Genomic DNA, 14,250 nt, shown 5'->3' with positions numbered 1-14,250 from the left:
CCCGCGTCATCAGAAGAACAGTGACGGATCGCCCGCCCGTTTGGTCAGGCGACCGTTTGCCATAATGCCCATGGTTTCCAGCCAGCGTTCAAACTCCGGCGACGGACGCAGGTTCAGCAGCTGACGCACGGTCGCGGTGTCATGGAAGGCGGTGGTCTGATAGTTGAGCATGATGTCGTCACCGAGCGGCATGCCCATGATGTAGTTGCAGCCAGCGGTGGCGAGCAGAATCATCAGATTTTCGTTAAGGTTCTGGTCAGCATCAGCATGGTTGGTGTAGCAGCAGTCGCAGCCCATTGAGATGCCGCTCAGCTTGCCCATAAAGTGATCTTCCAGACCCGCGCGAATAATCTGACGGTCGTTGTAGAGATACTCCGGCCCGATAAAGCCCACCACGGTGTTCACCAGGAACGGATCATAGTGGCGTGCCAGCCCGTAGTTACGCGCTTCCATCGTCACCTGATCGGCGCCGAAGTTCGCGCCCGCGGAAAGTGCAGACCCTTGCCCGGTTTCGAAGTACAGGCAGTTTTCCCCGGCGATACGGTTGAACTCAGCGCCCACTGCGCGCGCTTCATCCAGCATGGCCAGCTCAACGCCAAACTCTTTTAAGCCTTTTTCGCTACCGCAGATACTCTGGAAAATCAGCCCGCCCGGCGCTCCGCGACGAATCGCTTCGATCTGGGTAGTCACGTGTGCCAGTACGCAGCCCTGGGTCGGGATGTTGAATTTGTCGATAACGCCGTACACGGTATCCAGTACGCGGCTTAAGTTTTCCACGTCATCCGTTACCGGGTTTACGCCGATCACCGCATCGCCCGCCCCGAAGGACAGCCCTTCGTAGATTTGTGCGGCAATACTCTGCACGTCATCACGGGTGTCGTTCGGCTGCAAACGGCAGCTGAAGGTGCCCGGCAGACCGATGGTGGTATTGGCCTTTTTGATCACCGGCATTTTCTTACCGCCGTAGATCAGGTCCGCGTTAGAGCAGATTTTTGCTACCGCAGCGACCACTTCCGACGTTAACCCTTTTCGCGTAAACGCAATGTCATCAACGGAGGTTTCATCGCTCAGCACGTACTCGCGCAGCTCGCTGATACTCCAGTTTTTGATACGGTTATAGGCCGTCTCGTTGACGTCATCCTGAATCAGACGAGTAACACAGTCCTCTTCATAGGAAATCACCGGGTTATTGCGGATATCCGCCACCGTCATTTCCGACAGTACCTGCTTGGCCGCCACGCGCTCCTGCGAACTGGTTGCAGCCACTCCTGCCAGCACATCCCCCGAACGCAGTTCGTTGGCTTTTGCCAGCACCTCTTTAACATCCTTAAACTGATAAACATTGCCGAACAATGTGGTCTTTAGTTTCATAAGTCGTTCCCTCAGGAAGGAAATGCGAGTGATTTCACCGTCACCGGCACAACCGATCCGCCAAAAAGAGGCGTACCAATGTCGATATAGTCCCCCGCCCGGACAACCACCTCATCGATGACTGCCAGCGGGTGTTGCTGTAACTGTGGGCGTAACAGCATGCCCAGGGCCTTACCAAAATCCTGCTCGGCTACCACCAGCAGGGGATGCGGATTCGGATAGCGCGCGACAAAGGCCAGCAGCGCATCAATCACCGTTAACAGCGCGGCATAGCGCACCGGCAGCGAACCGGGCAGCGCCAGCACGTAGGCGTCCGTTTGCGGGTCCAGATCGAGCTGCATTAGCGCCTGTTGCCAGGCGGCCACCAAATCAGCCTCATCAACCGGAATCGCCACCGGCAGATTGCGCAGCGGAAGCGCCACGCCTTCCAGCCAGATGGTGCTGCCCGAAAGCGACAGCGTATGCGCACCGGCGCCAATCACCGTGGCGCGCACGGTTTGCGCCGGGAACTGCACGTTCATCTCACGCAGGCGCGGATGTTCATGCAGCGCCGTTGCTAACAGCGGGCCAATGTCGGAAAAACAGAACGGATCGGCTGGTTGGTTGCGGTAGCACTCGCCCACCCCGCCGGACAACGTAATCACTTCCGGTTTCACGCCCGCCGGTAACAGGCCGGTTTGCATCAGCGCCTGCGCCAGAGGTGATAACGTACCGTCAATCACCTCCACAATCAGCGCCGCCATCCGTCGGGCTACCTGAACAAGCTGCGCCGCATTGAGGGTTCGGGCGTCGGTGCCCGGACCAAATACGTCATCAACAATCATCTGCCCCGGCTGATGCGCATGTACTACTCGTCCCTGGCCGTTCGTTTCCAGCAGTCGCCCGCCGACGTTGAGGCAAGCCGAACCGCTGACCTTTCCAGCATCAAACAGAACGTAGTTCGACGTACCGCCACCGATATCGATGTTCAGTACGCGGCACAACTTCTGCTCGGACAGGGTTTGTGCCCCCGCACCGTGACCGGCAATCACCGATTCCAGATGCGGACCGGCGCTGGCCACAACAAAATCCCCCAGCGACTGAGAGAGCGTCATCACCGCCGGACGCGCATTACGGGTTTTGGCACTTTCTCCGGTGATGATGATCGCGCCGGAATCGACAGTCTCAGGCGCAATACCCGCCGCCTGATACTGGGCGAGGATCAGCGCCTTAAGTTCGGCCTCTTTCAACCCGCCCTGCTTATCAACGGGGGTAAAGAACACCGGGCTTTGCCAGCTAATTTCGCGTTTGATGAATTCGTAGCGCGGCACCTGCGACACTGCCGCACGGTTGACTAACTCAAGGCGCGAGAAAATCACCTGAGTGGTAGTGGTGCCGATATCGATACCGACGCTCAGTAGCTGGCGAGTATTCACGATTGCGCCTCCGGGTTGGTTTCTACTTCTGCTGGCACATCTTCATCTTTCGGTACCAACAGCATAGCCACACCAATCGCCGTCACGCCGCCAATCAACTTGCCGACAATCATCGGGAAGATCATCGCGTTCATGTTGGCAGCGGCGAAGCCTAAGTGGTCACCCAGTGCAAAGGCCGCGGAGACCGCAAAGGCGCAGTTGATCACTTTGCCGCGGGTATCCATATTCTTCATCATGCCGAACATTGGGATGTTGTTCGCCAGCGTCGCAACCATACCGGCAGCCGCAATATTATTGATTTTTAACAGGTTACCGACGCTCATCAGCGGTTTTTCAAACCAGCGGGTCAGCAGCAGTACCATTGGGTACGCACCGAGCAGTACGCAGGAAATAGAACCGATAACTTCGATGGCGCGCATCACTTCACCCGGCTTGTCACCCGGAGCCATGAAGATAGGATCAAGACCTGGGATCAGCTCCCAGCCGAGCAGGAATTTGACCACCGCTGCTGCCAGGCCGATGGTGATCAGCGCTACCAGGAATTTCGCGAAGATCTGGAAGCCGTTGATCATTTTTTCCGGGATGAATTTCAGTCCCAGCGCCACCAGCACAGCCACGATCAGCACCGGGATCATATTCATCAGGATCAGCGCGAAGGTGAACTCCACCGGCTGTCCGTTGATTTCGACGCCGGAGTACATCGCAATCAAACCGCCCGCAATACAACCAATCGGAATGGTGACAATACCCGCCAGCACGCCCAGCGCCAGATAACGACGGTCAGACGGTTCAATAATCCCCAGCGCAACCGGAATGGAGAAGACCAGCGTCGGCCCCATCATCGCCCCGAGGATCAGGCCAGAGTACAGCCACGCCGCAACGTCGCCGCCCGCCAGTTCTTTCGCCAGGAAGAAGCCGCCCATATCGCACGCCAGCAGCGTTCCGGCAAACATCGACGGGTTCGCGCCCAGCATTTCATACAGCGGAATAATTACTGGCCCGAGCACATGCGCCAGAACCGGTGCCAGCGCGGTCATACCGACCATCGCCAGACCCAGCGCGCCCATCGCCATAAAACCTTCTTCAAACTGGCCGCCCGATCCCTCAATACTCTTACCGAACTTACCGAGGAAGCGTGCCGAACCGCCGAACTGCGACAGGATCCTGTCCACGGCGGCAATCAGCATAAAGAACATCATGATGTACATGATGATTTCGTTAATTCCCATAGCCCCTACTCCCTGTCATTTGTGATTTGTAGGCCGGATAAGACGTTTACGTCGCCTCCGGCATTAACGCCGTGTTATTACCGGATGGTGGTGCGAGCACCTTATCCGGCCTACAGGCATTACCCGGCAGCCGCGTACAGGTCGATGATCTGTGCCTGCGTGGCGGTGCGTGGGTTACTGCGAATACAAATATCCTCCAGCGCGGCGTGAGCCCATGCGCTGTACTGCTCGGGCTTTGCCCCAACGTCAGAGAGTCGTTTGGTCTGGCCCACTTCGCTAATCAACTCGCTGACCGCGTTGATAGCATCACGATCGTCCGATTTCTTGTTGGTTAACGCGCGTCCGATATGGCTAAAGCGCTCACGACACACCATGCGGTTGAACCCCATTACCGTGGGAAGCAGCATGGCGTTAGCCTGTCCGTGTGGAATGTGCAACGTCGCCCCCGGCTGGTGCGCCATCGCATGGCACAGGCCAAGCCCAGCGCTGGAAAACGCCATCCCGGCCATACAGGAAGCCAGCAGCATGCTTTCGCGCGCCGCCAGATCCTGACCGTAGCCGACGGCCTTCGGCAGCGATTTACCGATCATCGCTATCGCACCAATCGCCAGGCTGTCGGTAAACGGCGTCGCGTTCAGTGCGCTATACGCTTCAACGGCGTGCGTCAGTGCATCAATCCCGGTCATCGCCGTTACGTGCGCAGGCACGCCTTCCGTCAATGCGGCGTCAAGGATCGCCACATCCGGCATCAGGGTTGCGTGGGCCAGCACTTTTTTGAGTCCGGTCGCGGCGTCGATAATCACCGTGACGTTCGTGGTTTCTGAGCCCGTTCCGGCGGTAGTCGGTACGGCAATCAGCGGCAGACGCGGGCGTAACACGCTACGCTCGTCCATGTCAGCCAGCGTCTGGGTAGGATTGGTCACCAGCAACGCCACTGCCTTGGCGGCATCCAGCACGGAACCGCCGCCGAAAGCCACGACACCGTCGCACTTTGATTCACGCAGTTGCGCGACTGCCGCGCAGACGTCCGTAATGCACGGTTCACCTACCGGACATGGCCACAGCGTCATTGCCACACCTTTCATCGCCAGGCTGCGCTCCAGTGCCGCGGTCATCCCAGCCTGATGCAGAAAGCTGTCAACCATGACGAACATATGCGTCAGTCCGCGCGTTTGTGCTTCCTGTCCGCAGGTACTGAGCGCTCCCAGTCCACATAACGTAACCGGGGGAACGCTAAACGTTTTTACGCGTTGCAGATTCAGGGTATCGAATGCCTGAAAGAGCGCGGTCTGCAATTCAGCTTGCATAGATTCCTTCCGCTTTTTCTTTTCCGCTGTTTGCAATCGCCAGCGGAGTCATAAACAGGCTGTGCTGGGGTAAATGCACCTGCAGTTCCGGGAAACGCTTACGGAACAGTTCATCAACGCCTGGCTGCATACAGGAGCCACCCGCCAGCCACAAATCAGCGACACCCTGTCCGGCAATATGGTGCGCCACGATTTCCGCCATCTTTTCGTAGACAGGCTTCACCACCGGCCAGATTTCTTTGCCATTGCTGCGCTTGTACTGCTCGGCTTCTTCCAACTGGATACGACGGTTCCCGGCCAGCGTCAGAGAGATATGGTGCCCGCCGGTCGCTTCATCAGCGGAGTAAGTCACTTTGCCCTGTTTAACAATCGCAATCCCGGTAGTGCCACCACCAATATCCACCACGCCGGCGTTATCAAGCTGCAACAGATCCGCCACCGCGGTTGGTTCGTCGAGGACATGGCTCACTTCAAGCCCGGCAGACTCCAGCACGTTAATAGAGATGCGTGGGTCAGTTCCCGGTGGAAACGAGGTTGCCGCATGGGTAAAACGGCAACCCAGTTGTTGTTCGAGCGTATCGAGATGGCGACGAACGATGGTCACCGCACCAAAGAAATCCCAGACGATGCCATCGCGCACGACATCGGCCCAGTCCAGGCAAACCGCGACCGGCTGTCCGTCACTGTCCACAACCATCGACACCACATCACACGTACCCAAATCAATGCCCAACCACAGCGGTGAATCGCTCTTTGCGGGCGTCTGGTTACATAGCGTTGCCGCTTTTAGCAGTCTGGGTGTCAACCAACGTTGTTCGTCGTGCGCCATCTCATTTACTCCTTATACAATTCTGAAGGCGTCTACCAACACACAGCGACGCAGACGCACAAACGTACGCGCACTGGTCACCCCTTCCCCGGTTGGTGTGGTAATAGTCATCGTGGTCCAGCCTTCACCGCCCAGTCCAAGACCGGCAATGCACGGTCCGTTCTTAACGAAGATGCTGGTATCAATGGCGTTTGCCATACGGTTCATATTTTCGATATTGCGTGAGTGCATCGCCGCCGTATGGTGGCAGCCGCCTTCCAGCTTGACCGCCAGTTCAATGGCTTCATCGACGTTGGCAACTCGCACGACCGGCAGCACCGGCATCATCAGTTCGGTAACGGCAAACGGATGCGTCGCGGAGGTTTCGACGAATAACAGACGGGTTTGCTCCGGTACGTTCAGACCAATCGCCGCAGCGATTTTTCCGGCATCGCGCCCGACCCAGTCACGACTGACTGTGCCTTTACCGCGCTCATCGATATTTTTCAGCAGCACCGGCTGCAGCTGTTCGGCCTGAGCCGCGGTCAGTTTCACCGCATGCTGGCTTTCCATCAGACGCATCAGTTCATCAGCGACGCTATCGACCACGATCAGCACTTTTTCGTCGGCGCAGATGATGTTGTTATCAAACGATGCACCTTTGACTATCGACTGCGCCGCGCGTGCCAGGTCAGCCGTTTCATCAACCACCACTGGCGGATTACCCGCACCAGCGGCAATCAGACGTTTGTTGGTGTGCTTACGCGCGGCGTCCACCACGGCTTCACCACCGGTCACCACCAGCAGGCCGATACCTGGGTACTTGAACAGACGCTGCGCAGTCTCGATATCCGGGTTGGCAACCGTCACCAACAGGTTTGCCGGACCGCCTGCGGCAACTACCGCCTGGTTAAGCAGAGTGATAGCGCGCTGAGAGACTTTTTTCGCCGCCGGATGCGGTGCGAAGACCACGCTGTTACCAGCGGCAATCAGGCTGATAGCGTTGTTAATGACGGTCGCGGCCGGGTTGGTGGATGGGGTTACCGAGGCCACCACGCCCCACGGTGCGTTTTCAATCAGCGTCAGACCGTTATCGCCGGTCAGAACCTGTGGAGACAGGCATTCCACACCCGGCGTGCCGCGCGCCTGCGCCACGTTTTTGGCAAATTTATCTTCGACGCGTCCCATGCCGGTTTCAGTGACGGCAAGTTCCGCTAATTCTCTGGCGTGCTTTTCGCCCGCCTCACGTAGGGCCGTGATAGCCAGTTGGCGCATGGCGACGCTTTTCAACCCCTGTTGGGCCAGTTTTGCTGCCGCCACTGCGTCATCCAGGGAGGCAAAAACGCCCATTTCTTGAACGGCACTGACGGGTTGGCTGCTGTCTTTCATTTTCAGCAGTACCGCTTTCACGACCTGTTCAATATCCTGTTGATTCATGATTTTCTGCCTTATTTATGGAAGATCACCTGACCACCTGCCACCACTTCATCGACAATGCCAATCACGCACAGATCGACAGGCGATGATTCATTCCGGTGCGCCTGACGGGCGGAGCTTCCGCTGACCAGCAGCACCCACTCTCCGGTTCCCGCCCCGATGCTGTCGATAGCAACAGCACATTGCCCGTCGGGATTTCCCTGGGCGTCAATCATTTCCACCATCAGCAACTTGTCGTGCGCGAGCCCCTGATGGCGTACGGTACAAACAATTTGTCCTGTAACGATTGCCAGTTTCATACGCGCCTCCGTGGCATATTTCAGGTAAAACCTCCCCCTACCCTCCGCAGAAGGTAATGTGAAAAGGAGAGAGGGTGACGCCAGCAATGAAGTCTGTGGCGTCACATGGACGACTTACATGTCGTTGCTGTCGCCTTTAAAGCTGATCGGGAACACTTCTTCCAGATCGCCGTGCGGACGTGGGATCACGTGTACTGAAACCAGCTCGCCAATACGCTGTGCTGCCGCAGCACCTGCGTCCGTTGCAGCTTTACATGCCGCTACGTCGCCACGGACCATGGCAGTGACCAGACCGCCACCGATCTGCTTCACGCCAACCAGTTTCACCCGTGCCGCTTTAACCATTGCGTCAGAAGCCTCAATCAGTGCAACCAGGCCCCGGGTTTCAATCATTCCTAATGCTTCCATTGTGTTTTCCTCTCATTAAGGGGTCCAGAACGGGACCTAAACAACCAGTGTTTGTGAGGCGTATTCACGACTCACGTCAGTCTGGCGCGGCACTGCTGCCACCAACGCCAGTTCGATAATTTCCTGTACGCTACAGCCACGAGAGAGATCATGAAGCGGTGCGGCAAGCCCTTGAATCAACGGACCTACTGCACGATACCCTCCCAGACGCTGAGCGATTTTGTAGCCAATATTGCCTGCCTCGAGCGATGGGAAGACCATCACATTGGCATTGCCCTTTAACGGACTGGCGGGCGCTTTTTGCGCTGCGACATCCGGAACAAAGGCGGCATCAAATTGCAGTTCTCCGTCCACGGTAAGCTGCGGGGCACGCTCACGAACGATCTCGGTCGCCTGCTGCACGTTAGCGACGTTAGGATGGCGAGCACTGCCATTACTTGAAAACGACAGCATAGCCACGCGCGGCTCTTCACCAGTGATCGCCTGCCATGTCTGCGCGCTGGCAATCGCAATATCCGCCAACTGTGCGGCGGTGGGCTGCGGCACGACGCTGCAATCGGCAAAACCTAATGACGGACCAAGGTACTGCGGCAGCATCAGGAAAATTGACGACAGCGTTTTACAGCCAGGCTGTAGCCCGATAATGCGTAATCCGGCACGCAGCACGTTCGCTGTTGATGAGAGATTGCCCGCAATACAGACGTCAGCTTTACCCGCGCTGACCATTGCAGCGGCGAACATCAGCGGATCGTTGAGTTTTTCTAGCGCATCCGCAGGCGTTTTATCTCCCGCGCGAGCCAGCCAGCGCAGCGCAAACTCTTCGCGCATTGGCTGATTGCTTTGCGGATCGATAACCTGAATGCCATCCATTGCCACCCGGTGGCTGAGGGCAAACTGGCGCAGCGCAAACGGACTGGCGACGAGAATGGGATGTGCCAGACCGTGCTGATGCAGGTAATTCGCCGCCTTCAGCACCCGGACATCCAGCGCATCCGGGAACACCACCCGTGCCGGTGAGCGTTGGGCGAGTTGACGAGCACGTTCAATGATCATTGCTTCTCCCCCAGTCGCTGTTGAATTTGGTTAACCGTCAGCGGATGCTTCGCAACGCTCAGAATCATCATCACGTAGACCGTACTGGAAAGGCGGTTGAGCGCCTGCATAATGTCCGGTCGCATAACCTCAAAACTGCGAGTGATGAACACCTGGGCCGCCACCGTCTCCGTTTCACGGACTTTGGTACGCAGCAGATTAAGCAGCGCGCAATCACGTCCGTGGCTGGCTTCAGGCACCAGGTGGTCGTGGTCCAGATAGCGCAGCGGTTGATGAGAAAGACGGTGTAAATCTTCGTCACTTAAACCCACGACAGCTTGTGCTGCCAGCGGCTCATCCATGGCGTCAGCGCGCATAATATTGCCCAGGCGCGAGCGGATATCCGCCAGCCACGGCTGCCACGGTTCTGCCATCTCAATCTGCAACCACACAGCCAGGGCGATGGTGCTGTCCAGCGCGGCGCGAAATCCCAGCCGAGGGTCACTTTTGGCGACCATCTTGTCCGCCGTCAGATGCGTCAGGGTGTCCGGTTTCTTCGCCACCGGTTGATGGCACAGTTCGCAGCTGGCCTGTGGATGCGTATCGCTGCTGGTTAATCCATGCACCGGCTGCGGCTGCTGTTCTTCGTCATCAATAAACAGGCTGCCCTGCTCGTCGATAAACTTAATACGCAGATGTCGGCTTTCCAGTAATTCCCGGGCAGACGGCGTCAGGCGAGCGTCAGCGGGGAGATGAATTTCAGCCCCTTCGCTGAGCGTATGATTCGCTCTGAGCCATGCTTCGGTAATGAAATCCTTCATACATCCGCCTTAGCAGGACTGCCAGTTCGCAGGCCAGGCCACATACAGAAACTTCACCGTCGATGGCGTACCAAATTCGATGCTGGAACCTTTCGGGATAAACATGACGTCCCCGGCTTTTGCAATCATGGTTTCGCCTTCGTGGCGAACGTGCAGCTCGCCTTCCAGAATCATGTCGATTTCGTCGTAGTTCAGCGTCCATGGGAAAAAAGCGTTATCCCACTGCATGAACCCGGCGGCCATGCTGCTACCGTCCTGGTCGGTCACCAGATCGGTTAAGCCCACGCAGTGCGGCTGCGCGCCGTCAAAACGACCAAACTTCACGCTGCTACCGTCGATGACTTTGACGCCGCCTTTGCCGGTTACCGAGTTAAAGCTCGGCTGCATTCCGCCCTGCTCCAGCGACCGCTTCTCCTTCATAACTTTGTCCATCAGCTGGGCGACCAGGCTTTCGGTAAACTGCCCTTCCGGTAACTGCGCAATGATGGTTTCGCGAATGCGCTGGCTTTCCGTTTTGCCATCATCAACCGCCGCCGGTACAGCAGCAGTTGGCGCGGATTCATCGCATTCACTGATGGTAACGCCCAGCAGCTCCGCAACTTCGCGCGCCTCCGGGGTAATGATGCTGGCGCGCAGAACAACCGACATTTCCTGTTCGCCGCGTGCGTGGGCCGCACGAATATCGTTAGCTGTGATGAGTTTTTTCACCTGCCCTTTCCTCCTTTTGGCTGAGCTCAGTCAGATAATCCACCAGGTGCTGCACGCTGCGCGGGTCATGGCTATTGAGCTCAAAAATCGGCTCCTGAAACCCCATCCCGCGAAGTAGTTGTCGCGTTGCGGCGACGTCGGCATCCGGCATGTCCGTTTTACTGATAACGGCGATTTGTCGTTTACTGGCGCCGATATCCAACAGCCCGGCAGGTAAGCGACTTTCTTTATCATTTGCCGCGTGTATATAAATCAACGTATCGACATCCTGCAGCGTGGTAATTAAGGCGTGATACCAGCGCGGATGGCTAAAATATTCCCCTGGCGTATCGATATCGCCATTTTCATTAAACTCCACGGCCTGTGTTTTTCTGGCGAGGGAATAATTCCCCTGTAGCGCATTAAAGAGCGTTGTTTTCCCCGCCCCCACCGTACCGACAAATGCAATACGTTTCATCGCCGCCTCTGATTAACTTTTTGTCAGGTTGCACAAAGTGAAATTTAATAATCGACCCAGACCACTTACCGTCTGTAATAACGCTTCTTCTACTGCGCCTACCGAACCGTAGATCACCAGTGCGCCGCTGAATCTATCGAGAAAACCGATATGTACATCCGCCGCCTTCATGGCTAAGTCACCGGCAATCATCGCGGTTTCGCCTGGCGTCAGCGTCATGATGCCGATAGCGCCCGCTTCGGGTACGCCGATCTTTTTCGCTAATTCCTCGCCGGGGTGCGCAATGAGATGCGCCAGCGTGACCTGTTTCCCCGGCACAAATTCCTGAATAATGCGTTCTTTTTCCATTGCTCACCGCCTCCGCTAAAACTGCCCTCATCGTGGCAATTTTTTGTCAGAGTAAATAACAAAATTCGGCAACCAGGTTTAAAAGGTGAAGTAGATCACTAAGAAAGAGAAAATAAAAAGGCGCGGGAGAAACCCGCGCCGGAAATAAATTAAAGTGAAATTACAGTGGCTGCGTTTGGGCTTCTACAACCGCCAGCGCCACCATATTAACGATACGACGAACAGAGGCGATCGGCGTTAATACGTGAACCGGTTTCGCAACCCCCATAAGCACCGGGCCAACCGTTACGCCTTCAGAACTGGAAACGCGTAGTAAGTTGTAACTAATACGGGCAGCTTCCATATTCGGCATCACCAGAATATTCGCTGAGCCTTTCAACGGACTGTCCGGCATGCGGTCATTACGGATGCTTTCCACCAGCGCGGCGTCGCCGTGCATTTCGCCGTCAATCATCAACTCTGGCGCGCGCGCCTTAATCAGCTCCAGCGCGTCGCGCATTTTGCTGGCCGACGGACAGTTAGAGGAACCAAAGTTGGAGTGCGACAGCAACGCCACCTTCGGTTCGATACCAAAGCGACGCACGGTCTCTGCCGCCATCACGGCGATTTCCGCCAGTTGCTCAGGCGTAGGATCGTCGTTGACGTAGGTATCGGCGATAAAGGTGTTACCGCTTGGCAGCAGCAAGGCGTTCATCGCCCCGGCAGTATGCACGCCGTCGCGATGACCAAATACCTCTTTCACCACGCTGAAGTGCTCATGGTAGTCGCCAATCGTACCGCAGATCATCGCATCCGCTTCACCGCGCTGCACCATGATCGCGCCGATCACCGTAGTGTTGGCAATCACCGCACGCTGCGCCTGCTCCTGGGTAATCCCACGACGCTTCATAATCTGGTAGTACTCACTCCAGTACTCTTTAAAGCGCGGATCGGACTCATTGTTGACGATTTCAAAATCGACGCCCGCTTTGATCTGCAGACCCAGTTTCTGGATACGCATTTCAATAACGCTTGGACGACCGATCAGGATCGGCTTCGCCAGCCCTAACGTGATCAGCTCCTGGGTAGCGTGCAGTACGCGCGCTTCTTCCCCTTCGGTCAGCACCACGCGCTTCGGCGCTTTGCGTGCCAGGGAGAAAATCGGCTTCATGAACAGGTTGGTTTTGTAGACGAATTCAGTCAGCTTATCGATGTAAGCGTCAAAGTCGGCAATCGGACGCGTTGCCACGCCGGAGTCCATCGCCGCTTTCGCCACCGCGGGGGCGATTTTGACGATCAGACGCGGGTCGAACGGTTTCGGAATGATGTATTCCGGGCCGAAGCTCAGGTCCTGATCGCCATAAGCAGAGGCCACCACTTCACTCTGCTCAGCATGCGCCAGCTCAGCAATCGCGTGCACCGCCGCCAGTTTCATCTGTTCGTTGATGGCCGTCGCACCAACGTCCAGCGCACCGCGGAAGATGAACGGGAAGCACAGGACGTTGTTAACCTGGTTCGGGTAGTCTGAACGACCGGTACAGATGATGGCGTCGGAACGCACCTCTTTTGCCAGCGGCGGCAGGATTTCCGGCTCCGGGTTGGCGAGTGCCAGAATCATTGGCGCACGCGCCATCTTCTTAACCATTTCCTGCGTCAGCACTTTCGGGCCCGAGCAGCCGAGGAAAATATCTGCGCCGTCAATGACATCATCCAGCGTACGCTTACCGTCATCCACCACCGCGTAAGCCGCTTTGGTTTCCGCCATGTTCGGTTCACGGTCTTTGTAAATCACACCTTTGGAGTCACAGACCACAATATTGTGTTTCTGCATACCCAGCGCTACCAGCAGGTTCATACAGGCAATCGCCGCCGCACCTGCACCAGACACCACCATGCGCACGTCAGAGATATTTTTCTCAACCACCCGCAGACCGTTCAGAATAGCGGCTGTACTGATGATTGCCGTACCGTGCTGATCATCGTGGAAGACCGGAATATTCATGCGCTCGCGCAGTTTTTGCTCAATGTAGAAGCACTCCGGCGCTTTAATATCTTCGAGGTTGATACCGCCAAACGTGGGCTCCAGGGCCGCAACCACATTGATAAACTTATCCGGATCGAGTTCATCGACTTCAATGTCGAACACGTCGATCCCGGCGAATTTCTTAAACAGAACGCCTTTACCTTCCATCACCGGTTTGCCGGCCAACGCGCCAATGTTGCCGAGACCCAGCACCGCTGTGCCGTTGGAAATAACCGCAACCAGGTTGCCGCGCGCGGTGTATTTGTAGGCTGCCAGCGGGTCCTTTTCAATTTCAAGACACGGTGCAGCCACGCCCGGCGAGTAGGCCAGCGCCAGGTCGCGCTGCGTTGCCAGAGGCTTGGTCGGAGAAACCTGGATTTTACCGGGTACCGGAAATTCGTGGAAATCGAGGGCGCTTTGTTTTAACTGGTCATCCATCTTGTTGTTCCTTTCACGTATCTATCAAAAAAGTGGCGCGGGTAACCATTCTACTGAGCCGCACATTATCACCTCAGTCAACGGTACAAACTTTGAAGGTCCCCAAACTCTCACCATTCAAAGAAAGAATTTGTTATCAATTTATAACAACCATGTTACCTGCTTAATCC

Annotated in this window: 14 protein-coding genes; all 14 read right to left on the bottom strand. The window is 56.4% G+C overall.

The genetic code is table 11. The annotated features are described in order from the left end of the window. Positions 1-9: 9 nt before the first annotated feature. Positions 10-1,371 carry an ethanolamine ammonia-lyase subunit alpha gene (eutB, locus tag BZK40_RS19490; protein ID WP_003038029.1) on the bottom strand — a complete coding sequence of 454 codons (1,362 nt, stop codon included), beginning with the start codon at positions 1,369-1,371 and terminating at the stop codon, positions 10-12. A gap of 11 nt (positions 1,372-1,382) precedes the next feature. Beyond that, a complete protein-coding gene (gene eutA / locus BZK40_RS19485) occupies positions 1,383-2,786 on the bottom strand; it encodes an ethanolamine ammonia-lyase reactivating factor EutA (RefSeq protein WP_079935156.1) in 1,404 nt (467 codons plus the stop codon). Continuing rightward, complete coding sequence (gene eutH / locus BZK40_RS19480) at positions 2,783-4,015, bottom strand: ethanolamine utilization protein EutH (RefSeq protein WP_003835043.1); 1,233 nt, start codon at positions 4,013-4,015, stop codon at positions 2,783-2,785. Before eutH ends, eutA begins: the two co-directional genes overlap by 4 nt. A 119-nt stretch (positions 4,016-4,134) precedes the next feature. Next, positions 4,135-5,322 carry an ethanolamine utilization ethanol dehydrogenase EutG gene (eutG, locus tag BZK40_RS19475; RefSeq protein ID WP_008785420.1) on the bottom strand — a complete coding sequence of 396 codons (1,188 nt, stop codon included), beginning with the start codon at positions 5,320-5,322 and terminating at the stop codon, positions 4,135-4,137. Next, positions 5,312-6,151 carry an ethanolamine utilization protein EutJ gene (gene eutJ, locus BZK40_RS19470; protein WP_079935155.1) on the bottom strand — a complete coding sequence of 280 codons (840 nt, stop codon included), beginning with the start codon at positions 6,149-6,151 and terminating at the stop codon, positions 5,312-5,314. The genes eutG and eutJ overlap by 11 nt, the downstream gene beginning before the upstream one ends. Before the next feature lie 12 nt (positions 6,152-6,163). Then, complete coding sequence (locus BZK40_RS19465; protein WP_003835050.1) at positions 6,164-7,567, bottom strand: aldehyde dehydrogenase family protein; 1,404 nt, start codon at positions 7,565-7,567, stop codon at positions 6,164-6,166. A gap of 11 nt (positions 7,568-7,578) precedes the next feature. Further along, positions 7,579-7,866 carry an ethanolamine utilization microcompartment protein EutN gene (gene eutN / locus BZK40_RS19460; protein ID WP_003038011.1) on the bottom strand — a complete coding sequence of 96 codons (288 nt, stop codon included), beginning with the start codon at positions 7,864-7,866 and terminating at the stop codon, positions 7,579-7,581. A gap of 114 nt (positions 7,867-7,980) precedes the next feature. After that, positions 7,981-8,274 carry an ethanolamine utilization microcompartment protein EutM gene (gene eutM / locus BZK40_RS19455; protein ID WP_003835054.1) on the bottom strand — a complete coding sequence of 98 codons (294 nt, stop codon included), beginning with the start codon at positions 8,272-8,274 and terminating at the stop codon, positions 7,981-7,983. Between the two features lie 36 nt (positions 8,275-8,310). After that, positions 8,311-9,327: a phosphate acetyltransferase gene (gene pta / locus BZK40_RS19450; RefSeq protein ID WP_079935154.1), complete on the bottom strand. Its 1,017-nt coding sequence runs from the start codon at positions 9,325-9,327 to the stop codon at positions 8,311-8,313. Continuing rightward, entirely contained in the window at positions 9,324-10,127 is an 804-nt protein-coding gene (gene eutT / locus BZK40_RS19445; RefSeq protein WP_003835057.1) for an ethanolamine utilization cob(I)yrinic acid a,c-diamide adenosyltransferase EutT, read from the bottom strand. The genes pta and eutT overlap by 4 nt, the downstream gene beginning before the upstream one ends. 9 nt (positions 10,128-10,136) lie before the next feature. Further along, positions 10,137-10,835, bottom strand: coding sequence for an ethanolamine utilization acetate kinase EutQ (gene eutQ, locus BZK40_RS19440; protein WP_079935153.1), 699 nt, complete (start codon positions 10,833-10,835; stop codon positions 10,137-10,139). Next, positions 10,813-11,292, bottom strand: a complete 480-nt coding sequence (gene eutP / locus BZK40_RS19435) for an ethanolamine utilization acetate kinase EutP (protein WP_003037998.1) — start codon at positions 11,290-11,292, stop codon at positions 10,813-10,815. Before eutP ends, eutQ begins: the two co-directional genes overlap by 23 nt. Positions 11,293-11,304: 12 nt before the next feature. Beyond that, the gene (eutS, locus tag BZK40_RS19430; RefSeq protein ID WP_003037995.1) at positions 11,305-11,640 is read right to left on the bottom strand and encodes an ethanolamine utilization microcompartment protein EutS; all 336 of its coding nucleotides are present in this window, start codon (positions 11,638-11,640) and stop codon (positions 11,305-11,307) included. A gap of 160 nt (positions 11,641-11,800) precedes the next feature. After that, positions 11,801-14,080, bottom strand: coding sequence for an NADP-dependent oxaloacetate-decarboxylating malate dehydrogenase (gene maeB / locus BZK40_RS19425; protein ID WP_071446824.1), 2,280 nt, complete (start codon positions 14,078-14,080; stop codon positions 11,801-11,803). Between the last annotated feature and the right edge of the window lie 170 nt (positions 14,081-14,250).

Origin of the sequence: Citrobacter portucalensis, assembly GCF_002042885.1 — a bacterium.
GTDB classification, from domain to species: domain Bacteria; phylum Pseudomonadota; class Gammaproteobacteria; order Enterobacterales; family Enterobacteriaceae; genus Citrobacter; species Citrobacter portucalensis.
This window is presented reverse-complemented; position numbering and strand designations above follow the sequence as displayed.

What these genes read in the sequence shown, in the direction of transcription:
- eutS (WP_003037995.1), bottom strand. Translation starts at nt 11,640, where the DNA reads ATGGAAAAAGAACGCATTATTCAGGAATTTGTGCCGGGGAAACAGGTC.
- eutB (WP_003038029.1), bottom strand. Translation starts at nt 1,371, where the DNA reads ATGAAACTAAAGACCACATTGTTCGGCAATGTTTATCAGTTTAAGGAT.
- eutT (WP_003835057.1), bottom strand. Translation starts at nt 10,127, where the DNA reads ATGAAGGATTTCATTACCGAAGCATGGCTCAGAGCGAATCATACGCTC.
- eutP (WP_003037998.1), bottom strand. Translation starts at nt 11,292, where the DNA reads ATGAAACGTATTGCATTTGTCGGTACGGTGGGGGCGGGGAAAACAACG.
- pta (WP_079935154.1), bottom strand. Translation starts at nt 9,327, where the DNA reads ATGATCATTGAACGTGCTCGTCAACTCGCCCAACGCTCACCGGCACGG.
- eutN (WP_003038011.1), bottom strand. Translation starts at nt 7,866, where the DNA reads ATGAAACTGGCAATCGTTACAGGACAAATTGTTTGTACCGTACGCCAT.
- eutG (WP_008785420.1), bottom strand. Translation starts at nt 5,322, where the DNA reads ATGCAAGCTGAATTGCAGACCGCGCTCTTTCAGGCATTCGATACCCTG.
- eutH (WP_003835043.1), bottom strand. Translation starts at nt 4,015, where the DNA reads ATGGGAATTAACGAAATCATCATGTACATCATGATGTTCTTTATGCTG.
- maeB (WP_071446824.1), bottom strand. Translation starts at nt 14,080, where the DNA reads ATGGATGACCAGTTAAAACAAAGCGCCCTCGATTTCCACGAATTTCCG.
- eutJ (WP_079935155.1), bottom strand. Translation starts at nt 6,151, where the DNA reads ATGGCGCACGACGAACAACGTTGGTTGACACCCAGACTGCTAAAAGCG.
- eutM (WP_003835054.1), bottom strand. Translation starts at nt 8,274, where the DNA reads ATGGAAGCATTAGGAATGATTGAAACCCGGGGCCTGGTTGCACTGATT.
- BZK40_RS19465 (WP_003835050.1), bottom strand. Translation starts at nt 7,567, where the DNA reads ATGAATCAACAGGATATTGAACAGGTCGTGAAAGCGGTACTGCTGAAA.